We start from the raw sequence: 21,423 nt of genomic DNA on the forward strand, positions 1-21,423 counted from the left end.
AGGTCAGCACGTCACGTCACGGGTGGTGAAGCGGGCCCAGGCCGCGGAGCCGAACACGGCGACGTAGAGCGCCTGGAGCTGGAGGTTGCCCCGTATCCCGTCCCAGTAGACGGGCTCGCGGACGAGGTCGGCGAAGCTCAGCCAGTGGTGCAGGAAGAGGTACGGCTGCACGGCGCCCAGTTGGGGGATGGTGTCGACGATCTGCACGGTGATCAGCAGGCCCACGGTGGTGGCCATGGCGGCGATACCGCTGTCGGTGAGCGTGGAGACGAAAAGGCCCAGCGCGGCGATGCCGGTGAGCGAGCCGGCCACGACCAGGGCGACCAGCAGGGCGCGCAGCAGCCCCTCGAAGAAGGGGACCGTCGTGCCCGACAGCAGGGTGACGTCACCGAGCGGGAAGAGCAGGGCGCCGGTCACCAGTGCCGACAAGGCGACCACGAGAGTGGCGATCAAGCAGAAGGCCAGGACGGAGGCGTACTTGGAGACCAGCAGACGGGTGCGCCCGGCCGGGGCCACCAGCAGATAGCGCAGGGTGCCCGCAGCCGCCTCGCCGGCCACGGCGTCCCCGGCCACGACACCGACCGCCATGGGGAGGAAGAAGGGCAGCGTCGCGGCGAGCGAGGCGAACACCAGGAAGAGACCGTTGTTGGTGATCAGCGCGACGAAGGCGGGGCCGCCGCCCGCCGGACCGCCGTCACCGGTCTCGATCCGCACGGCGACGCCGATGAGCACCGGTACCGCGGCCAGGACAGCGAGCAGGGCCAGGGTGCGCCAGCGGCGCAGCACGGTCAACAGCTCGCTGCGGAACAGCCCGAGCGAGCGGATCGGCCGCACCGACCCGGTCAGGGTGTCAGCCCGCGACATCAAAGCCCTCTCCGGTCAGCGCGACGAACGCGTCCTCCAGTGACGTCCGTTCGATGCCGAAGCCACGGACGCGGACGCCGGCGCCGACCAGCGCGGCGTTCAGCTCGGCGAGTTCAGGCAGGGCCGCCGGGTCCTGCGGCAGTTCTCCGGTGACCCGGTCGCCGTCGGCGGCGAGGCCCGTGACGCCCCGCTCCTTCAGGACGCGTACCGCCTCGGCCGGGTCGGGCGTGGTGACCACCAGGCGCCGGGCCGAGGACAGCGCCTCGACCGTGCCTTGGGTGATCAGCCTGCCGCGGGACATCACTGCGGCATGGGTGCAGACCTGTTCGACCTCGTCGAGGAGGTGGGAGGAGAGGAAGACCGTGGCGCCGTCCGCCGCCAGTTCCCGGACGAGCGAGCGGATCTCCCGCATGCCCTGGGGGTCCAGGCCGTTGGTGGGCTCGTCCAGCACGAGCAGCTCCCGGGGCCGCAGCAGGGCGGCCGCCAGGCCGAGCCGCTGCTTCATGCCGAGCGAGTACGCCCGTGCCTTCTTTCCCGCGGCGGCGGCCAGACCCACCCGCTCCAGGGCCGTGTCGACCCGTGCGGCACGGGTGCGGGGGCCCGCGGTGGGATCGGCCGCGTCGAGGCGCAGCAGGTTGGCGCGCCCCGAGAGGTAGCCGTAGAGGGCGGGCCCCTCGATCAGCGCGCCCACCCGCGGCAGGACGCTGCGTACCGCGCGCGGCATGGGCTCGCCGAGCACCTGAGCCGTGCCCGAGGTCGGGGCGATGAGCCCCATGAGCATGCGGATCGTCGTCGTCTTCCCGGAGCCGTTGGGTCCCAGGAACCCGAAGACGCTGCCGCGGGGGACGGCCAGGTCCAGCCCGTCGACGGCGAGCTGCCCGCCGCGGTACCTCTTGGCGAGTCCGCTCGTGAGGATCGCGTACTCACCGGTCCGGGCGGACGGCTCGCCCATCGGCGCTCCTTCGTTCGGTGACGGTGCCCTGCTCGACGCGCTACTTCGCGGCCGTGTCCGCGGCCTTGATCAGGGCCTCCTGGGTCACGGTGCCCACATAGACCGTGCCGCTGTCGGTGATCAGGGCGTTGACAAGCCGGGTGCTGATCACCGTGCCGGTGCCGAAGTCGCCCTCGACCGCCTTGCCGAAGGTGTCGAGCATCCCCGTTCCCCCGAAGGCGGGGCCCTTGTCCCCACCCCCGGACGTGTCGCCGTTGAGCGCCTCTCGCGGCAGCTTCAGCTCGGCGACCGAGTCCCAGCCCTTGCCGAGGACGTCCAGATCGCGCAGACCCTCCAGGGCACCGTGCTCCCCGGGCCCCTCCCGCCCGCCGCGGGACTCCCCGGCCTTCCTCTCCGCCTTCTCGCCGGCCTTCTCCGTCGTCACCTTCGCGCCCTTGGGCGGGGTGAAGTCGAAGGTCGAGGCGGCGGGCCGGGAGAAGTCGACCCTGGTGAAGGCGATGTCCACGATGGCCTTGCCGCCGTCCCTCGGGGCGAGGGTGAACCGCAGCGGCACACCGGTGCCGGCGTCGACACCGATCCGGATCGCGCCGACGGTGGAGTCGGTGGCCTTGGGCCTGACCACCAGCTGGTAGGCGTCCCGGCCGGCGATGCGCGCGGTCCCGTCCACCGCCACCGTGGACGTGCCTCGCGCCGCCTCGAGGATCTTCCTCGCGGCTTCCTGCGGGGTGGCCGGCCAGCCCTCGGGCAGCTCGCGCCCGTCCCCGGCCCTGTCCTTGCCCGGCGCCTCCTTCGGAAGGCCGGTCAGGTGGTAGGCCTGGTTGCTGCCGCTGTCGTAGGCCCAGACCTCGTCGCCGTCGTGGATGAGGCTGTACTCCGCGGCGTCCCGGACGATCGACACCTTCTGCCGCTCCGGGCCGTCGGCCGCCACCCGCAGGGTATGGGAGCCGGCCAGCAGCTGGGGCAGCTGCTCCTCGGGGTCGGCGGAGGACTCCCCGCGCTCGCCCGCGCCGCCACCCCCGCCGAAGGGTCCGGCGCCGCCCATGGCGCCGGTCAGCACGGCCGGCAGACCGAGGTCCGTGCTGACGCGGACCGATCCGGAGATCGTCTGTGTGTCCGAGGCCACGACCTCGGCGATCAGCTCTTCGGGCGTGATCCCGGGCAGATCGGGGCTGCCCGCGTTCGCGAGCGCCGGTACGAGCCCGATGGTCGCCGCGGCGACTCCCACCGCCGCCACCGGGACCGCGTACCGTATCGCCTTGGCCCGGTGCCGGGGCTCCCGGCTGTCGTCCATGGGCTGGATGGATGCCATTGCGTCCCTGCCTCCGTGGTCAACGGCGGGTTCCGTCGGCTCGCACTCGCCCGCCTCGGGCCATTGTCACCCGGTCCGCCGTGTGGTGGTGCCTCTTATCCCATCAGTCCGGGGCGGTGGACGCATCGCCCGCCGGGATCAATCCGGCCTACTCCTCGAGGATGACGGTCCCTGACAACGACTCAGGGCAGAAGGCGCACCCTGCGGCCCATGGCCGGTAGACCTCCGCGAGGGCCGCGAGGGGCCGTGTGGACGGCGGGGAGGCCGCCCCCGGGAACCTCAGCCCGCGCGGTGCACCACGGCGTCGCAGAGGCCCTCCAGGGCCTGCCTGGCGGCGCAGTCGGGCAGCGGCGCGAGCAGCGCCCGCGCCTCGTCCGCGTAGCGCACGGTGTCGCGCCGGGCCTGCTCCAGAGCGGGGTGGACGCGCAGCAGTCCCAGCGCCTCGGCGTGCCGCAGGTCGTCCGTCAGATCGCCGTCCAACAGCTCGCACAGCCGCAGGTCGTCCGCCGACGCGAAGCCGCCCGCCCTGGCCACGGCCGAACGCAGGTGCAGGACCGGCAGGGTCGCCACGCCCTCGCGCAGGTCCGTGCCCGGGGTCTTGCCGGACTCGTGCGAGTCACTGGCGATGTCGAGCACGTCGTCGGCGAGCTGGAACGCCGTGCCGATCCGCTCCCCGTACTGGGTGAGGACGTCGACGACGCTCTCGTCGGCGCCGGACATCATCGCGCCGAAGCGGCAGGCCACGGCGATCAGCGAGCTCGTCTTTCCGGCGATGACTTCCAGGTAGTGCTCGATCGGGTCGCGACCGTCGCGCGGGCCGACCGTCTCGAGGATCTGCCCGGTCACCAGCCGCTCGAAGGCCTCGGCCTGGATGCGTACGGCCTCCGGCCCGAGGTCGGCCAGTATGTGCGAGGCCTTGGAGAACAGGAAGTCGCCGGTCAGCACGGCCACCGAGTTGTCCCAGCGGGCGTTGGCGCTCGGCACGCCGCGGCGCACGTCGGCCTCGTCCATGACGTCGTCGTGGTACAGCGTCGCCAGGTGCGTCAGTTCCACCACCACGGCCGACGGCACGATGCCGGGCGCGTGCGGGTCGCCGAACTGGGCGGCCAGCAGCACCAGCAGCGGACGGAACCGCTTCCCGCCCGCGTGCACGAGGTGTCGGGCCGCCTCGGTGATGAACCGTACGTCGCTCTTGGTGGCCTCCAAGAGGCCTTCCTCGACAGCGGACAGCCCGGCCCGCACACCGGACTCGAGATCCTCGTCCATGACGCTCAGCCCGAAGGGCCCGACGACGGTCGTCACCTGGGATTCTCCTGTCGCTGAGATCGCTTCTGCGGCTTGCGGCGTGGCGCTGTACTACACCGGCAGAGTAACCGGTCGCCTCTCGATCACTGAGAGGGCATGGCTCCCTAGGCCCACTACAACCGGTTTTGCCCGTGTATGCTCCTGGCCTTTCCCGGCCCGGCGCTCGGCCGCGGCGCCCGCCACCGCCGCCGAACTCCCTTGGCGGGGCACCCCGCAGAGGCCTCGCCGGGCGCTACCGCTGTGTTCCGGGTTCCCCGAGCGCCACCCGCCATGCCGCCCCAGGCGTACGGTCCGCGGAGCGCACGCCTGGGGCGGCACGGCCCCGCCGCGGTGCCGGGCTTTCGCGTGAACCGCCGCGCGGCCCTTGCCGACCCGACCGGACCGGACCTAACCGCCTCCGAGACCCCCTGACCGCCGCGCACACGGCACGGCGCCAGGACAGGCGCCGCCGGGGCAGGCCGTGGGCGGCCCCATGAGCGGCGCCTGCGGGGCCACGTGTGTGAGGTGTCGCGGTGCAGGAAGTGCCGCTGGGATCGATCTTGCTGAGCCTGAGCTGCTTCGCGGGGGACTTCAGGCTGCCGGGGCACGGTTCCGGCGCGCAGTTCGCGCAGGTTCGGGATGTGGGTGCAGGAGGCGCCGGGGAGACGCACAGTGGTTTGGCGGCCGGGGCCGCGCCGAGCGCGTCCGACTCGCCCAGCAGCGAGGGAAGGGGGCGCACAGCGTTGCAGCGCAGGGCCGGCTTATCCCGCATCGCGGCTTCGGCCGAGCCGTCGTCCTCAGTCCCGTCAGCACCTGCCCTACGCCGGCAGCCGGAGCTCGCAGTGGCTCTTCCCCGGCCGTCAGCGCGGACAGCCGATGAGTCCGGTCGGCCTCCAGGTTCATCTGCGTCACATCGGCGCCCCGCCGCAGCGCGGCAGGACCTCCGCCGTCCGGCAGCACGTCCTCCAGGCCCCGGCTCCCCTCATCGCGAAGGCGCTCGGTTGCCACGACAAGACAGCCATACGCCCCCGGCGACCACCGGCGACGAAGGGTGATATTTACGCTGGGTCCGCTGAGCCGCGTCTGTCCTCCACATGGACGACGTGAAGCTCGGTGCCGTCCCGGTGGCGCTTGGAACGTCCGAGCAGCCCGACAGCGAAATGCGACTGATCCTGAGGCTCATCGGGACCGACATAGGTGAGGACGTCGTTGTGATGCCCGGTGACGACCCATCCCTCGACGTCCTCGGGGTCGATCACCCCGAAGTCTCCTGCCGAGGATCCGGCATGCGCTGGGCCGAACTCCTTGAGGAGGTCGGTCGCCTGTTCCGCAAGCTCCCCTTCCGGAGCGGTCAGCACGACACAGGTGCCATGCTCGAACAGCACCCACGACTTGCGAGGGTCGGCGAGAAGCCGCTGCCAGACGTCTATGACCATCTCAGTGTTCACGCCCTTCATCATGCCGCAGGGCACCGGCACAGGGTGCCGATCCGCCTACGGTTGCGGCGAATACGCGACCCTTGAACATGCGGGACCACCGGTCTCACACCTGGGCCATCAGCCCGGCGCCCCGGCGGACAGTCCGCCCCCGCAGGGCGCGGCGGCGCTCCGCCGAAGGTGCGTCCGTGTCCGGGTGCCGGCCGGCCCGCCGGACGGGCCGGCGGGGTGGCGCGCGGCCACGACGGGGAGTTCGGGTTCCCGATGGGCGGTCGCACCGCCTGCCGGCATCCCGGCGCCGGGCGGAAGGGACCGCACGGTGACGCGGTGGGGCCCGACCGGCTTCGCCGTGCCGCCGCGCCCACCGTGCAGGCCGCGCGGTCCCGTCTCGGTGCGCTGCCGCGACCCACGCAGGCGCCCCGCGACCGGAGGCCGGTCGCGGGGCGCTCGGGCCGCGCGAGCAGTCAGCGGACGAAGACGCCCGCCTGGTTCGCGAGGTCCAGGAAGTACTGGGGCGCGACGCCCAGCACCAAGGTGACGGCCACACCCACCGCGATGGCCGTGGACGTCAGCGGCGAGGGCACGGCGACCGTGGGGCCGTCGGCCTTCGGCTCGCTGAAGAACATCAGCACGATGACCCGGATGTAGAAGAACGCCGCGATCGCGGACGAGATCACACCGACGATCACCAGCGGCACCGCGCCGCCCTGCGCGGCGGCGCTGAAGACCGCGAACTTCCCCGCGAATCCCGAAGTCAGCGGGATGCCGGCGAAGGCGAGCAGGAAGACCGCGAAGACCGCGGCCACCAGCGGGGAGCGCCGCCCCAGACCCACCCAGCGGGACAGGTGCGTGGCCTCCCCGCCGGCGTCGCGCACCAGCGTGACGACAGCGAAGGCGCCCAGCGTCACGAAGGAGTACGCCGCCAGGTAGAAGAGCACCGAGGAGACGCCCTCCGGCGTGGTCGCGATGACACCGGCCAGGATGAAGCCGGCGTGCGCGATCGAGGAGTACGCGAGCAGGCGCTTCACATCGGTCTGGGTGACCGCCACGATCGCGCCGGCCAGCATCGTGAGGATCGCGACGCCCCACATCACCGGCCGCCAGTCCCAGCGCAGTTCGGGCAGGACGACGTAGAGCAGCCGCAGCAGCGCCCCGAAGGCGGCGACCTTGGTGGCCGCGGCCATGAAGCCGGTGACCGGGGTCGGCGCGCCCTCGTAGACGTCCGGCGTCCACATGTGGAACGGCACGGCGCCCACCTTGAACAGCAGCCCCATCACGACCAGCGCGGCACCGATCAGCAGCAGCGCGTCGTTGCCCGCGGAGCCGGCGAGCGCCGGGGTGAGCGTGGCGGTGCCGTCGACGACCGAGGCGATGCCGGCGTAGGAGACGGTGCCCGCGTAGCCGTACAGCAGCGCGATGCCGAACAGCAGGAAGGCGGAGGAGAAGGCGCCCAGCAGGAAGTACTTGACCGCCGCCTCCTGCGACATCAGGCGGCGGCGCCGGGCGAGGGCGCACAGCAGGTAGAGCGGGAGGGAGAAGACCTCCAGGGCCACGAAGAGCGTCAGCAGGTCGTCGGCCGCCGGGAAGACGAGCATGCCGCCGATGGCGAACATCAGCAGCGGGAAGACCTCGGTGGTGGTGAAGCCGGCCTTGACGGCGTCCTTCTCCTGGTCGCTGCCGGGCACCGCGGAGCCCTGCGCGGCGAAGGAGTCGACCGGCCGGCCGTGCGCCCTGGGGTCGAGCCGGCGCTCGGCGAAGGTGAACAGCCCGACCAGGCCGACGAGCAGGATCGTGCCCTGCAGGAACAGGGCCGGGCCGTCGACGGCGACCGCGCCCATGGCGGCGATGTGCGCCTTCGTCGTGGCGTAGCCGCCCGCCGCGAGCGCCACGACCGCGGCGAAGGCGGCGGCCAGGCCGACGGCCGCGAGGCCGACCTGCCCGGCGTAGCGGAAGCGGCGCGGCAGGAACGCCTCGAGGAGGATGCCGAGAACGGCCACACCGAAGACGATCAGGATCGGTGCGAGCTGGGCGTACTCGATCTTCGGCGCCTCGATCTTGTCGGCGGCGAGCGGCGCCGCCGTTGTCCACAGGCTGTGGACAGCACCTGTGCTGCTCACTTGGAAGCCTCCAGCGCCGGCTTGGGGTCGGACTTGTGCACGTCGGAGAGCGTCTGCTGCACCGCCGGGTTGACGACGTCGGTCAGCGGCTTCGGGTACACGCCGAGCACGATCAGCAGCGCGATCAGCGGTGCCACGACGGCGAGTTCCCGGACCTTCAGGTCGGGCATCCCCTGTACCTCGGCCTTCACCGGGCCGGTCATCGTCCGCTGGTACAGGACGAGGACGTACAGCGCGGCGAGGACGATGCCGGTGGTGGCGACGATCCCGGCCACCGGGTAGCGGCTGAACGTCCCGACGAGGACGAGGAACTCGCTGACGAAGGGCGCGAGCCCCGGCAGCGACAGGGTGGCCAGACCGCCGATCAGGAAGGTGCCTGCCAGCACCGGGGCCACCTTCTGCACCCCGCCGTAGGAAGCGATGAGGCGGGAGCCGCGGCGGGAGATCAGGAAGCCCGCGACCAGCATCAGCGCGGCGGTGGAGATGCCGTGGTTGACCATGTACAGCGTCGCCCCGCCCTGGCCCTGGGAGGTCAGCGCGAAGATGCCCAGGATGATGAAGCCGAAGTGGGAGATCGACGCGTATGCGATCAGCCGCTTGATGTCGCGCTGGCCGACGGCGAGCAGCGCGCCGTAGATGATGCTGATCAGCGCCAGCACCAGGACCACCGGCGTCGCCCACGCGCTGGCCTCGGGGAAGAGCTGGAGGCAGAAGCGGAGCATCGCGAAGGTGCCGACCTTGTCGACGACCGCGGTGATGAGCACCGCGACCGGCGCCGTGGCCTCGCCCATGGCGTTGGGCAGCCAGGTGTGCAGCGGGAACAGCGGGGCCTTGACCGCGAACGCGAAGAAGAAGCCCAGGAACAGAGCGCGTTCGGCGGTGGTGGACATGTCGAGCTTGCCTGCCGCCCGGGCCTGCAGGATCTCCTGGAGGGAGAAGGTGCCCTGGCCGAGCTGGTCGGCGGTGACGGCGTAGAGCCCGATGACCGCGGCCAGCATGATGAGCCCGCCGGCCAGGTTGTAGAGCAGGAACTTCACCGCCGCGTAGGAGCGCTGACGGGCCGCCTCCTCCTCGCCGTGCTCGTGGGCACGGTCCCCGAAGCCGCCGATGAGGAAGTACATCGGGATGAGCATGGCCTCGAAGAAGATGTAGAAGAGGAAGACGTCCGTGGCCTCGAAGGAGATGATCACCATCGCCTCGACCAGCAGGATCAGCGCGAAGAAGCCCTGGGTGGGCCGCCAGCGGCGACCCGGGTTCTTCTCCTCCAGGGGATCGGCGTCGTGCCAGCCCGCCGCGATGACGAACGGGACGAGCAGCGCGGTCAGCCCGATGAGCGCGACGGCGATGCCGTCCACCCCGAGTTCGTAGCGGACACCGAAGTCGGCGATCCAGGCGTGGGACTCGGTGAGCTGGTAGCGGGCGCCGCCCGGGTCGAAGCGCACGAAGACGACGGCGGCCAGCACGAGCGTCGCCAGCGAGACGAGCAGCGCGAGCCACTTGGCGGCCCCGCGCCGCGCCGCCGGCACCGCGGCGGTGGCGATCGCGCCGAGCGCCGGCAGGCCGGCGGTCAGCGTGAGCAGGGGGAAGGACATCAGGCAACACCCCTCATCAGCAGCGTCGCGGCGACCAGCACCGCGGTGCCCGCCAGCATCGACACGGCGTAGCTGCGCACATAACCGTTCTGGAGCCGCCGCAGACGGCCGGAGAGGCCGCCGACGGCGGCCGCCGTGCCGTTGACGACGCCGTCCACACCCTTGTGGTCCAGGTAGACCAGACCGCGGGTGAGGTACTCGCCGGGCAGCACCAGGGCGACGTGGTTGAAGTCGTCCTGGAGCAGGTCGCGCCGGGCGGCACGGGTGAGCCAACTGGCCCGCGGGGCGACGGAGGGGACCGGGCGGCGGCCGTACATGGCCCAGGCCAGGGCCACACCGAGCACCATGACCGTCACCGTGGCGCCGGTGACCGCCGCGGCGCCCATCGGCGGGTGGCCCTCCTTGTATCCGGTGACCGGCTCCAGCCACTTCACGAAGGCCTCGTTCCAGCTGAACAGGAAGCCCGCGAAGACCGAGCCGAAGGCCAGCACGACCATGGGGATCGTCATCGACTTCGGCGACTCGTGCGGGTGCGGCTCGTGGCCGTCCGCGTCGGGCTGCCAGCGCTTCTCGCCGAAGAAGGTCATCAGCATCACGCGGGTCATGTAGAACGCGGTGATCGCCGCGCCCAGCAGGGCCGCGCCGCCGAGGATCCACCCCTCGGTGCCGCCCTTGGCGAAGGCGGCCTCGATGATCTTGTCCTTCGAGAAGAAGCCGGACAGGCCCGGGAAGCCGATGATCGCCAGGTAACCGAGTCCGAAGGTGGCGAAGGTGACCGGCATGTACTTCCGCAGGGCCCCGTACTTGCGCATGTCCACCTCGTCGTTCATGCCGTGCATGACCGATCCGGCGCCGAGGAAGAGCCCCGCCTTGAAGAAGCCGTGGGTGACCAGGTGCATGATCGCGAAGACGTAGCCGATCGGGCCGAGGCCCGCGGCCAGCACCATGTAGCCGATCTGCGACATCGTGGACCCGGCCAGGGCCTTCTTGATGTCGTCCTTGGCGCAACCGACGATCGCACCGAAGAGCAGCGTGACCGCTCCGACCGTCACCACCGCGATCTGGGCCGTGGGCGCGGCGTCGAAGATCACGCTGGAGCGGGTGATCAGGTAGACGCCGGCGGTCACCATCGTCGCCGCGTGGATCAGGGCCGAGACCGGGGTCGGGCCCTCCATCGCGTCGCCGAGCCAGGACTGCAGCGGAACCTGGGCCGACTTGCCGCAGGCGGCGAGCAGCAGCATCAGGCCGATGCCGGTCAGCACGCCCTCGCCCGCCCGGTCCACCTGGCCGAAGAGCGGCTCGAAGGCGAAGGTGCCGAAGGTGGTGAACATCAGCATGATCGCGATCGACAGGCCGACGTCGCCGACGCGGTTGACGATGAAGGCCTTCTTGGCCGCGGTGGCCGCGCTGGGCTTGTGCTGCCAGAAGCCGATCAGCAGGTACGAGGCGAGGCCCACGCCCTCCCAGCCGACGTACAGCAGCAGGTAGTTGTCGGCGAGGACGAGCAGGAGCATCGCCGCGAGGAAGAGGTTGAGGTAGCCGAAGAAGCGGCGGCGCCGCTCGTCGTGCTCCATGTAGCCGATCGAGTAGATGTGGATGAGCGTTCCCACACCGGTGATCAGCAGGACGAAGGTCATCGACAGCTGGTCGAGCTGGAAGGCCACGTCCGCCCGGAAGCCGCCGACGGAGATCCAGGGGAAGGCGGTCGAGTGCAGCGCGCGGTCCTCGCCGGCGCGGCCCAGCATGTCGAAGAAGAGCACCGCCGCGACGACGAAGGACGCCCCCGCGAGCGTGGTGCCGATCCAGTGGCCCGTGCGGTCCAGCCTCCGGCCGCAGCTGAGCAGCACGCCGGCGCCCAGCAGCGGCAGGAGGACGAGCCATCCGATCAAGTAGTCCACTGTCGCTACCCCTTAGAGCTTCATCAGGCTGGCGTCGTCGACCGAGGCCGAGTGGCGGGAGCGGAAGATCGTCACGATGATCGCCAGTCCCACGACGACCTCCGCGGCGGCGACGACCATCGTGAAGAAGGCGATGATCTGGCCGTCGAGGTTGCCGTGCATGCGGGAGAAGGTGACGAACGCCAGGTTGGCGGCGTTCAGCATCAGCTCGACGCACATGAAGACGATGATCGCGTTGCGCCGGACCAGCACCCCGGCCGCGCCGATGGTGAACAGCAAGGCCGACAGGTACAGGTAGTTGACCGGGTTCACTTCGACGCCTCCTCGGAGCGCTGTTCCAGCTCGGCGACCTTGGCGACCGCCTCCGCGGACACGTCCCGGTACTGGCCGCGGGCGCGCAGCGTCGGGCTGACGCTGAGCTCCGAGACCGTGCCGTCCGGCAGCAGACCGGGGACGTCGACCGCGTTGTTGCGGGCGTAGACGCCGGGTGCGGGAGCCGGGGTGGGCAGCGGCCAGGCGGAGCCCGACGCCGCGGGACGCCGGCCGGACGCCACGCCCTCGCGCACGCGCCGCAGGCTGAGTTCGCGCTGGGTGGCGCGGGCCTGGGTGCGCTCGCGGTGGGTGAGGACCATGGCGCCGACGGCGGCGGTGATGAGCAGCGCGCCGGTGACCTCGAAGGCCCACACGTACTTGGTGAAGATCAGTGCGGCGAGGCCTTCGACGTTGCCGCCGGCGTTGGCCTGGCCGAGCCCCTGGAAGTTCGTGATCGAGGCGTTGGCGATGCCGGCGATCAGCAGCACGCCGAAGCCCAGGCCGGCTCCCGCGGCCAGCCAGCGCTGCCCCTTCAGCGTCTCCTTGAGCGAGTCGGCGGCGGTGATGCCGACCAGCATGACGACGAAGAGGAAGAGCATCATGATCGCGCCGGTGTAGACGACGATCTGGACGACCCCGAGGAAGTACGCGCCCTGTGCCAGGTAGAAGACCGCCAGGACGATCATCGTCCCCGCCAGCGACAGCGCGCTGTGCACGGCCTTCTTCATCAGCACGGTCGCGAGCGCGCCGAGCACCGCGACGGTGCCGAGCACCCAGAACTGGACCGCCTCCCCGGTGGAGGTGGAGTACCCGGCCGCCGTCGTCAGGCCGGCCAGGGTGGTCACGCCGTTCATGCCTCGCCTCCCGTCCCGGCCGGAGCGGTGCCGCCCGTCGCGGGGACCGCCACGGCCGGTTCGCCCTGGCCGCCCTCGTCGGAGCGCACCGTCTCGTCCGGCTTCTCGCCCTTGGAGACCGCGACCTGGCGCTCGGTCCCGGGTGCCGCCCGGGTCACCGCGCCGCGGTAGTAGTCGGCCTCGTCCATGCCGGGGTGGATCGCGTGCGGGGTGTCGACCATGCCCTCGGTCAGTCCGGCGAGCAGCTGCTCCTTGGTGAAGATCAGCGACTCGCGGCTGCTGTCGGCGAGTTCGTACTCGTTGGTCATGGTCAGGGCCCGCGTCGGGCAGGCCTCGATGCACAGTCCGCACAGGATGCAGCGGGCGTAGTTGATCTGGTAGACGCGGCCGTAGCGCTCACCCGGCGAGTAGCGCTCCTCGTCGGTGTTGTCGGCGCCCTCGACGTAGATCGCGTCCGCCGGGCAGGCCCACGCGCACAGCTCGCAACCCACGCACTTCTCCAGCCCGTCCGGGTGCCGGTTGAGCTGGTGGCGGCCGTGGAACCGCGGCGCGGTCGGCTTCTTCTCCTCGGGGTACTGCTCGGTCAGCCGCTTCTTGAACATGGCCTTGAAGGTCACGCCGAAGCCCGCGACCGGGCCCAGGAACTCAGGCATCGTCGGCCTCCTTGCCTACGAGTTGACGCTCCGCACGGGACGGCCGCCGCGGGACGGGCGGCAGCTCCTGGCCGGGCAGCGGCGGCACGGGGTACCCGCCCGCCATGGGGTCGAACGGCTCCGGCGGCCCGCCCGCCGCGGCCTCCTCGGCGGCCTTCTCGCCGCGGTCGCGGAGGACGTCGAAGACCAGACTGGCCAGGAACAGCAGGACCACACCGCTGCCGACGTAGAACACGACCGTCACGCCGTCGTGGTTGGCGTTGCGCAGCGCCCGGACGGTGGCGACCAGCATCAGCCACACCATCGAGACCGGGATCAGGACCTTCCAGCCCAGCTTCATCAGCTGGTCGTAGCGGACGCGGGGCAGCGTGCCGCGCAGCCAGATGAAGAAGAAGAGCAGCAGCTGCACCTTGATCACGAACCACAGCAGCGGCCACCAGCCGTGGTTGGCGCCCTCCCAGAAGGTGCTGACGGGCCACGGGGCCCGCCAGCCGCCCAGGAAGAGGGTGGTGGCCACCGCCGAGACGGTCACCATGTTCACGTACTCGGCAAGCATGAAGAGCGCGAACTTGATCGAGGAGTACTCGGTGTTGAAGCCGCCGACCAGGTCGCCCTCGGACTCGGGCATGTCGAACGGCGCGCGGTTGGTCTCACCGACCATGGTGCCGACGTAGATGATGAACGACACCGGCAGCAGCAGGACGTACCAGCGCCCCTCCTGCTGGGCGACGATCTGCGAGGTCGACATCGAGCCGGAGTAGAGGAAGACCGACGCGAAGGCGACGCCCATCGCGATCTCGTAGGAGATCATCTGCGCGCAGGAGCGCAGTCCGCCGAGCAGCGGGTATGTCGAGCCGGAGGACCAGCCGGCCAGCACGATGCCGTAGATGCCGACGGAGGCGGTGGCCAGGATGTACAGGACGCCGATCGGCAGGTCGGTGAGCTGCATCGGCGTGCGGTGGCCGAAGACGGAGACCTCGTTGCCCGCCGGGCCGAAGGGGATCACCGCGATCGCCATGAAGGCCGGGATGGCCGCGACGATCGGGGCCAGCACGTAGACGACCTTGTCGGCCTTCTTGACGACGAGGTCTTCCTTGAGCATCAGCTTCACGCCGTCGGCGAGCGACTGGAGCATGCCCCAGGGACCGTGCCGGTTGGGGCCGATGCGCAGCTGCATCCACGCGACGACCTTGCGCTCCCACACGATGGAGAAGAGCACGGTCAGCATCAGGAACGCGAAGCAGAAGACCGCCTTGATGGCGATCAGCCACCACGGGTCCCGTCCGAACATGGACAGGTCCTCGGCGGCGAGCGTCGTCAGTCCCGTCACGGTGTCACCTCCGGTGCGGCAGCGGCGTCCACGGCGGCCGGGGCGATCCGGACGACCTGGCCCGGCAGGGCGCCGGTGTCCGAGGCGACTCCCCCGCCGACCGAGTTGAGGGGCACCCACACGACCCGGTCGGCCATCGCCGTCACCTGAAGCGGCAGCCGGACCGTGCCCAGCGGGCCGGAGACCTCCAGCGGCTCGCCGTCGGCGACGCCGATCTCCTTCGCGGTGGTCGCCGACAGGCGGGCGACCGCCGGGTGGCGGGTGCCGGCGAGGGCGTCGTCGCCCTGTTGCAGCAGGCCCTGGTCGAGCAGCAGCCGGTGGCCCGCGAGGACCGCCTCGCCGCTGCCGGGCTTGGGCAGCGGACGGCCGGTCTCCTGCGGGGCGGTGGCCCGCGGACCCTCGTACGGGGCCAGCCGGGAGAGCTCGGCGCGAGCCGAGCGCACGTCGGCGAGGCCGAGGTGGACGTCCATCGCGTCGGCCAGCATGGTCAGCACCCGGGCGTCCGGGAACTGGTGCCGCTGGACCTGCAGGGCCGGCTTGATCGCGGCCTCGAAGGGCCGGACCCGGCCTTCCCAGTTGAGGAAGGTGCCCGCCTTCTCGGCGACCGCGGCGACCGGCAGCACGACGTCCGCCCGCTCGGTGACCTCGCCGGGGCGCTGCTCCAGGCTGACCACGAAGCCCGCCGCGTCCAGGGCCGCGCGGGCCCGGGCCGGATCGGGCAGGTCGGCCGGCTCGACGCCGCCGACGAGGAGCGCGCCGAGCTCGCCGCGCGCGGCCGCCTCCAGGATCTCGCCGGTGTCGCGGCCGTGGCGGGACGGAAGCGTGGCCACGCCCCAGACCTCGGCGACCTCGTCACGGGCCCGCGGGTCGGTGACCGGGCGGCCGCCGGGCAGCAGCCCGGGCAGGGCGCCCGCCTCGAGCGCACCGCGCTCGCCCGCGCGGCGCGGGATCCACGCCAGCCGGGCGCCGGTCGCCTCCGCGACCCGCACGGCCGCGGAGAGCGCGCCCGGAACGGCCGCCAGCCGCTCCCCGACCAGGATGACCGCGCCCTCGGCGCGCAGCGCCTCGCAGGCGGTGGCGCCGTTGCCGTCCAGGCCGGTGCCACCGGCGAGGGCGTCCAGCCACTCGGTCTCGGTGCCGGGCGCGGCGGGCAGCAGGGTGCCGCCCGCCTTCTCCAGCCCGCGGGTGGCGAACGGGGCCAGCGCGAAGGTGCGCTGCTTGTGCCTGCGCCAGGCCTTGCGCAGGCGCAGGAAGACGCCGGGCGCCTCCTCCTCGGCCTCCAGCCCGGCCAGCAGCACGGCGGGAGCCTTCTCCAGCAGCGTGTACGTGACGCCGTCGCCGGACAGGTCGCGCCCCCGGCCCGCCACGACGGCGGCGAGGAAGTCAGCCTCCTCCGCGGAGTGGACGCGGGCCCGGAAGTCGACGTCGTTGGTGTCGAGGGCGACGCGGGCGAACTTGGCGTAGGCGTACGCGTCCTCGACCGTGAGCCGGCCGCCGGTCAGCACACCGGTGCGGCCGCGGGCCGCGGCGAGTCCGCGGGCGGCGGCCTCCAGGGCCTCGGGCCAGCTCGCCGGCTCCAGTTCACCCGTGTCGGCGTTGCGGACCAGCGGGGTGGTGAGCCGCTCGGGGCGCTGCGCGTAGCGGAACGCGAAGCGGCCCTTGTCGCAGATCCACTCCTCGTTGACCTCGGGGTCGTCCTGCGCGAGCCGGCGCATGACCTTGCCGCGCCGGTGGTCGGTGCGGGTGGCGCAGCCGCCCGCGCAGTGCTCGCACACGCCGGGCGAGGAGACCAGGTCGAACGGCCGGGACCGGAAGCGGTAGGCCGCCGAGGTCAGGGCGCCGACCGGGCAGATCTGGATGGTGTTGCCGGAGAAGTACGACTGGAAGGGGTCGCCCTCGCCGGTGCCGACCTGCTGCAGCGCGCCGCGCTCCACCAGCTCGATCATCGGGTCTCCGGCGATCTGCTGCGAGAAGCGGGTGCAGCGCGCGCACAGCACGCAGCGCTCGCGGTCCAGCAGCACCTGGGTGGAGATCGGGACGGGCTTCTCGTACGTCCGCTTGCGGCCCTCGAAGCGGGTGTCGGCCTGGCCGGCGGACATCGCCTGGTTCTGCAGTGGGCACTCGCCGCCCTTGTCGCAGACCGGGCAGTCCAGCGGGTGGTTGATGAGCAGCAGCTCCATCACCCCGCGCTGGGCCTTCTCCGCGACGCCGGAGGTGAGCTGCGTCCGGACGACCATCCCGTCGGTGCAGGTGATCGTGCAGGAGGCCATCGGCTTGCGCTGGCCCTCGACCTCGACGATGCACTGGCGGCAGGCGCCGACGGGGTCGAGGAGGGGGTGGTCGCAGAACCGCGGGATCTCGATGCCGATGAGCTCGGCGGCGCGGATCACCAGGGTGCCCTTGGGCACGGCGACCTCGATGCCGTCGATGGTGACGGACACCAGGTCCTCGGGCGGCACCGCCGCCTCACCGGAAGCGGCGTTGGTGGTGACGGTCACGCGTTCACCTCCAGGGGGGACTTGTCGGCCCAGGCCGTGGACTTGGACGGGTCGAAGGGGCAGCCTCGGCCTTCCAGGTGCTCCACGTACTCGTCGCGGAAGTACTGGAGGGAGGAGAAGATCGGGCTGGCCGCTCCGTCGCCGAGGGCGCAGAAGGACTTGCCGTTGATGTTGTCGGCGATGTCGGCGAGCTTGTCGAGGTCGGCCAGCGAGCCGGCCCCGCGTTCGATGTCCCGCAGCAGCTGGACGAGCCAGTAGGTGCCCTCGCGGCACGGCGTGCACTTGCCGCAGGACTCGTGGGCGTAGAACTCGGTCCAGCGGGTGACGGCCCGCACGACGCAGGTCGTCTCGTCGAAGCACTGCAGCGCCTTGGTGCCGAGCATGGAGCCCGCGGCGCCGACGCCCTCGTAGTCCAGCGGGACGTCGAGGTGCTCGTCGGTGAACATCGGCGTCGAGGAGCCGCCCGGGGTCCAGAACTTCAGCCGGTGGCCGGGCCGCATGCCGCCGCTGAGACTCAGCAGCTGGCGCAGGGTGACGCCGAGGGGGGCCTCGTACTGACCGGGGTTGGCGACGTGGCCGCTGAGCGAGTAGAGCGTGAAGCCCGGGGACTTCTCGCTGCCCATGGAGCGGAACCAGTCCTTGCCCTTGAGCAGGATCGACGGCACCGAGGCGATCGACTCGACGTTGTTGACCACCGTCGGGCAGGCGTACAGGCCCTCGACCGCCGGGAAGGGCGGGCGCAGCCGGGGCTGGCCGCGGCGCCCCTCGAGGGAGTCCAGCAGCGCGGTCTCCTCACCGCAGATGTAGGCGCCCGCACCGGCGTGGACGGTCAGCTCCAGGTCGAAGCCGCTGCCGAGGATGTTCTTGCCGAGGAAGCCGCCCTTGTAGGCCTCGTCGACGGCGTGGTGCAGCCGCCGCAGCACGGGGACGACCTCGCCGCGCAGGTAGATGAAGGCGTGGTTCGAGCGGATCGCGTGGCAGGCGATCACCATGCCCTCGATGAGCGAGTGCGGGTTGGCGAAGAGCAGCGGGATGTCCTTGCAGGTGCCCGGCTCCGACTCGTCCGCGTTGACGACGAGGTAGTGCGGCTTGCCGTCGCCCTGCGGGATGAACTGCCACTTCATCCCGGTGGGGAAGCCGGCGCCGCCGCGGCCGCGCAGGCCGGCGTCCTTGACGAGGGCGATCACGTCGTCCGGGGGCATGGCCAGCGCCTTGCGCAGGCCCTCGTAGCCCTCGTGCCGGCGGTACGTCTTGAGCGTCCAGGACTGCGGATCGTCCCAGAAGGCCGAGAGAACGGGCGACAGCACCTTCTCCGCCGAGTCGACCATGGTCACCGGTCCTCCTCGCCTTCGGTCGAAGGCTCCGTCACGGGTCCCGCCGGGTGGTCCGGGTCGGAGACCGCGGAGTCCAGCGGGGCGTCGTGGGAGCTGGGGTGGGCCGCGGGCGTCCCGTCCTGCGGCGGTGCGGAGGTCTGCCGGGGCACGCCGCCCCCGGTGCCCGGCAGCGCCTCGCCGCGGGCGAGCCGCAGGCCCGCCAGCGAGGCGGGGCCGGCGCCGCCGCTCGCCTCGACGGCGCCCGGGCGCTCGTCGGGGAACCCGGCGAGGATCCGGGACGTCTCCTTGAACGAGCAGAGGGGAGCGCCGCGGGTGGGTTCGACGGTGCGGCCGGCGCGGAGGTCGTCGACGAGCCGCTTGGCCGAGGCCGGGTCCTGGTTGTCGAAGAACTCCCAGTTGACCATCACCACGGGGGCGAAGTCGCATGCCGCGTTGCACTCGATGTGCTCGAGCGTGATCTTGCCGTCGGCGGTGGTCTCGCCGTTCTCGACGCCGAGGTGCCGCTTGAGCTCGTCGAAGATCGCGTCGCCGCCCATGACCGCGCAGAGGGTGTTGGTGCAGACCCCGACCTGGTACTCGCCGGAGGGCCTCCGCCGGTACATCGAGTAGAAGGTGGCCACCGCGGTGACCTCGGCCGTGGTCAGACCCAACTGCTCGGCGCAGAAGCGCACACCGGTGCGGGAGACATGGCCCTCCTCCGCCTGCACCAGGTGCAGCAGCGGCAGCAGGGCGCTGCGGCTGCCGGGGTAGCGCGCGATGATCTTCGCCGCGTCCTCGTCCAGCCGTTGCCGTACGTCGGCCGGGTAGTCCGGCGCGGGCATCGCGGGGATGCCGAGTGATACCTCAGTCACCGGTCGACGCCTCCCATCACGGGGTCGATGGACGCCACCGCGACGATGACGTCGGCGACCTGGCCGCCCTCGCACATCGCCGCCATGGACTGCAGGTTGGTGAAGGACGGGTCGCGGAAGTGGACGCGGAAGGGACGGGTGCCCCCGTCGCTGACCACGTGGACGCCGAGTTCGCCCTTGGACGACTCGACGGCGACGTACGCCTGGCCGGCCGGGACCCGGAAGCCCTCGGTCACCAGCTTGAAGTGGTGGATCAGGGCCTCCATGGAGGTGCCCATGATCTTCTTGATGTGGTCGAGCGAGTTGCCCAGCCCGTCCGGGCCGAGCGCGAGCTGCGCGGGCCAGGCGATCTTCTTGTCGGCGACCATGACCGGTCCGGGCTGCAGCCGGTCCAGGCACTGCTCGACGATGTCCAGCGACTGCCGCATCTCCTCCAGGCGGAGCAGGAACCGCCCGTAGGAGTCGCAGGTGTCGACGGTCGGCACCTCGAACTCGTAGTTCTCGTACCCGCAGTACGGCTGCGCCTTGCGCAGGTCGTGCGGCAGCCCGGTGGAGCGCAGGATCGGGCCGGTGGCGCCGAGCGCCATGCAGCCGGCCAGGTCCAGATAGCCCACATCCTGCATGCGGGCCTTGAAGATCGGGTTGCCGGTGGCGAGCTTGTCGTACTCGGGGAGGTTCTTGCGGAACTTCTTCACGAACTCGCGGACCTGGTCCACGGCGCCGGGCGGCAGGTCCTGGGCGAGGCCTCCGGGGCGGATGTAGGCGTGGTTCATCCGCAGGCCGGTGATCACCTCGAAGATGTCCAGGATCATCTCGCGGTCGCGGAAGCCGTAGATCATGATCGTGGTGGCGCCGAGCTCCATGCCGCCGGTGGCGATGGCCACCAGGTGCGAGGAGATGCGGTTCAGCTCCATCAGCATCACGCGGATCACCGAGGCGCGGTCAGGGACCGCGTCGGTGATGCCGAGCAGCTTCTCCACCGCCAGGCAGTACGCCGTCTCGTTGAAGAACGGCGTCAGGTAGTCCATGCGCGTCACGAACGTGGACCCTTGGGTCCAGTTCCTGAACTCCATGTTCTTCTCGATGCCGGTGTGGAGGTAGCCGATGCCGCAGCGGGCCTCGGTGACCGTCTCACCGTCGATCTCGAGGATCAGCCGGAGCACGCCGTGGGTGGAGGGGTGCTGTGGACCCATGTTGACGACGATGCGCTCGTCGTCCGCCTTGCCGACGTTCTCGGCCAGCTCGTCCCAGTCCCCGCCGGTGACCGTGAAGACCCGGCCCTCGGTGGTCTCCCGCTCCGCGGCCTGCCGGGGTGCCTGCCACATGTCGTGTGTGCTCACGAGTACGACCTCCGCTGGTCCGGAGCAGGGATCTGGGCGCCCTTGTACTCGACGGGGATGCCGCCGAGGGGGTAGTCCTTGCGCTGCGGGTGGCCCTGCCAGTCGTCCGGCATCATGATCCGGATCAGGGCGGGGTGCCCGTCGAAGACGATCCCGAAGAAGTCGTAGGTCTCCCGCTCGTGCCAGTCGTTGGTCGGGTAGACCTCGACGAGCGACGGGATGTGCCGGTCCGTGTCGGAGACGCTCACCTCCAGCCGGATCAGCCGGTTGTGGGTGATCGAGCGCAGGTGGTACACCGCGTGCAGTTCGCGGCCCTTGTCCTCCGGGAAGTGGACGCCGCTGACGCCCGTGCAGAGCTCGAAGCGCAGCGCGGGGTCGTCCCGCAGGGTCCTGGCGACCCGGGGCAGGTGCTCGGGCGCGATGTGGAAGGTGATCTCGCCGCGGTCCACGACGACCTTCTCGATCGCGTTGTCCGGGAGGAGGCCCTGCTCCTCGAGGGCGCCCTCGAGTTCGTCGGCGACATCGTCGAACCAGCCGCCGTAGGGACGGCTCGCCGCCCCGGGCAGTCGCACGGTGCGCACCAGGCCGCCGTAGCCGGAGGTGTCGCCGCCGCCCTGGGCGCCGAACATGCCGCGCTGGACGCGGATCGCCTCGCCGTGGTCGCCCCGCTGGCCGGGCAGGCCCGCCGCGTTGACGTCCTTGTCCGGGTTCGGGGTGTCAGGGGAAGTCATCGCGCGCCCCTCTCGTTCTTCGTCGCCCTGCGCGAAGGCGCGGGCCCCGTCGCCGCCCGGGGCCCCTG

At 71.5% G+C, this 21,423-nt stretch carries 17 protein-coding genes; all 17 read right to left on the minus strand.

The genetic code is table 11. The features are described 5' to 3' along the window. Positions 1–3: 3 nt before the first annotated feature. The 17 genes from ACRWND_RS00610 to ACRWND_RS00690 all read right to left on the minus strand — a co-directional run bounded on the left by ACRWND_RS00610 (position 4) and on the right by ACRWND_RS00690 (position 21,355). The gene (locus tag ACRWND_RS00610; protein ID WP_431944596.1) at positions 4–864 is read right to left on the minus strand and encodes an ABC transporter permease; all 861 of its coding nucleotides are present in this window, start codon (positions 862–864) and stop codon (positions 4–6) included. Then, the gene (locus ACRWND_RS00615; protein WP_431944598.1) at positions 851–1,816 is read right to left on the minus strand and encodes an ABC transporter ATP-binding protein; all 966 of its coding nucleotides are present in this window, start codon (positions 1,814–1,816) and stop codon (positions 851–853) included. Before ACRWND_RS00615 ends, ACRWND_RS00610 begins: the two co-directional genes overlap by 14 nt. 40 nt (positions 1,817–1,856) lie before the next feature. Beyond that, complete coding sequence (locus ACRWND_RS00620) at positions 1,857–3,125, minus strand: LolA family protein (protein ID WP_431944600.1); 1,269 nt, start codon at positions 3,123–3,125, stop codon at positions 1,857–1,859. A gap of 279 nt (positions 3,126–3,404) precedes the next feature. Beyond that, positions 3,405–4,391, minus strand: a complete 987-nt coding sequence (locus ACRWND_RS00625) for a polyprenyl synthetase family protein (RefSeq protein ID WP_431944786.1) — start codon at positions 4,389–4,391, stop codon at positions 3,405–3,407. A gap of 1,076 nt (positions 4,392–5,467) precedes the next feature. Then, positions 5,468–5,869, minus strand: a complete 402-nt coding sequence (locus ACRWND_RS00630; RefSeq protein WP_431944787.1) for a hypothetical protein — start codon at positions 5,867–5,869, stop codon at positions 5,468–5,470. Positions 5,870–6,309: 440 nt separating this feature from the next. After that, on the minus strand, positions 6,310–7,962 hold the full coding sequence (gene nuoN, locus ACRWND_RS00635; protein WP_431944602.1) for an NADH-quinone oxidoreductase subunit NuoN: 1,653 nt from the start codon (positions 7,960–7,962) through the stop codon (positions 6,310–6,312). Then, positions 7,959–9,554: an NADH-quinone oxidoreductase subunit M gene (locus ACRWND_RS00640; RefSeq protein WP_431944604.1), complete on the minus strand. Its 1,596-nt coding sequence runs from the start codon at positions 9,552–9,554 to the stop codon at positions 7,959–7,961. The genes nuoN and ACRWND_RS00640 overlap by 4 nt, the downstream gene beginning before the upstream one ends. Further along, positions 9,554–11,452: an NADH-quinone oxidoreductase subunit L gene (nuoL, locus tag ACRWND_RS00645; protein ID WP_431944606.1), complete on the minus strand. Its 1,899-nt coding sequence runs from the start codon at positions 11,450–11,452 to the stop codon at positions 9,554–9,556. Before nuoL ends, ACRWND_RS00640 begins: the two co-directional genes overlap by 1 nt. Before the next feature lie 12 nt (positions 11,453–11,464). After that, a complete protein-coding gene (gene nuoK / locus ACRWND_RS00650; protein ID WP_431944608.1) occupies positions 11,465–11,764 on the minus strand; it encodes an NADH-quinone oxidoreductase subunit NuoK in 300 nt (99 codons plus the stop codon). After that, positions 11,761–12,618, minus strand: a complete 858-nt coding sequence (locus ACRWND_RS00655) for an NADH-quinone oxidoreductase subunit J (RefSeq protein ID WP_431944610.1) — start codon at positions 12,616–12,618, stop codon at positions 11,761–11,763. The genes nuoK and ACRWND_RS00655 overlap by 4 nt, the downstream gene beginning before the upstream one ends. Further along, entirely contained in the window at positions 12,615–13,271 is a 657-nt protein-coding gene (gene nuoI, locus ACRWND_RS00660) for an NADH-quinone oxidoreductase subunit NuoI (RefSeq protein WP_431944611.1), read from the minus strand. Before nuoI ends, ACRWND_RS00655 begins: the two co-directional genes overlap by 4 nt. Then, on the minus strand, positions 13,264–14,562 hold the full coding sequence (gene nuoH / locus ACRWND_RS00665; protein WP_431944789.1) for an NADH-quinone oxidoreductase subunit NuoH: 1,299 nt from the start codon (positions 14,560–14,562) through the stop codon (positions 13,264–13,266). The genes nuoI and nuoH overlap by 8 nt, the downstream gene beginning before the upstream one ends. Before the next feature lie 35 nt (positions 14,563–14,597). Then, positions 14,598–17,099 (minus strand): NADH-quinone oxidoreductase subunit G, encoded by a 2,502-nt coding sequence (locus ACRWND_RS00670; RefSeq protein WP_431944613.1) that lies wholly within the window; start codon positions 17,097–17,099, stop codon positions 14,598–14,600. After that, positions 17,096–18,427: an NADH-quinone oxidoreductase subunit NuoF gene (nuoF, locus tag ACRWND_RS00675; RefSeq protein ID WP_431944791.1), complete on the minus strand. Its 1,332-nt coding sequence runs from the start codon at positions 18,425–18,427 to the stop codon at positions 17,096–17,098. Before nuoF ends, ACRWND_RS00670 begins: the two co-directional genes overlap by 4 nt. A 2-nt stretch (positions 18,428–18,429) precedes the next feature. Continuing rightward, positions 18,430–19,254 carry an NADH-quinone oxidoreductase subunit NuoE gene (nuoE, locus tag ACRWND_RS00680; RefSeq protein WP_431944792.1) on the minus strand — a complete coding sequence of 275 codons (825 nt, stop codon included), beginning with the start codon at positions 19,252–19,254 and terminating at the stop codon, positions 18,430–18,432. Positions 19,255–19,280: 26 nt separating this feature from the next. Continuing rightward, a complete protein-coding gene (locus ACRWND_RS00685; protein WP_431944794.1) occupies positions 19,281–20,609 on the minus strand; it encodes an NADH-quinone oxidoreductase subunit D in 1,329 nt (442 codons plus the stop codon). Between the two features lie 11 nt (positions 20,610–20,620). Then, the gene (locus ACRWND_RS00690) at positions 20,621–21,355 is read right to left on the minus strand and encodes an NADH-quinone oxidoreductase subunit C (RefSeq protein ID WP_431944796.1); all 735 of its coding nucleotides are present in this window, start codon (positions 21,353–21,355) and stop codon (positions 20,621–20,623) included. Between the last annotated feature and the right edge of the window lie 68 nt (positions 21,356–21,423).

It is taken from the genome of Actinacidiphila sp. bgisy167 (assembly GCF_965342175.1).
Lineage (GTDB): Bacteria > Actinomycetota > Actinomycetes > Streptomycetales > Streptomycetaceae > Actinacidiphila.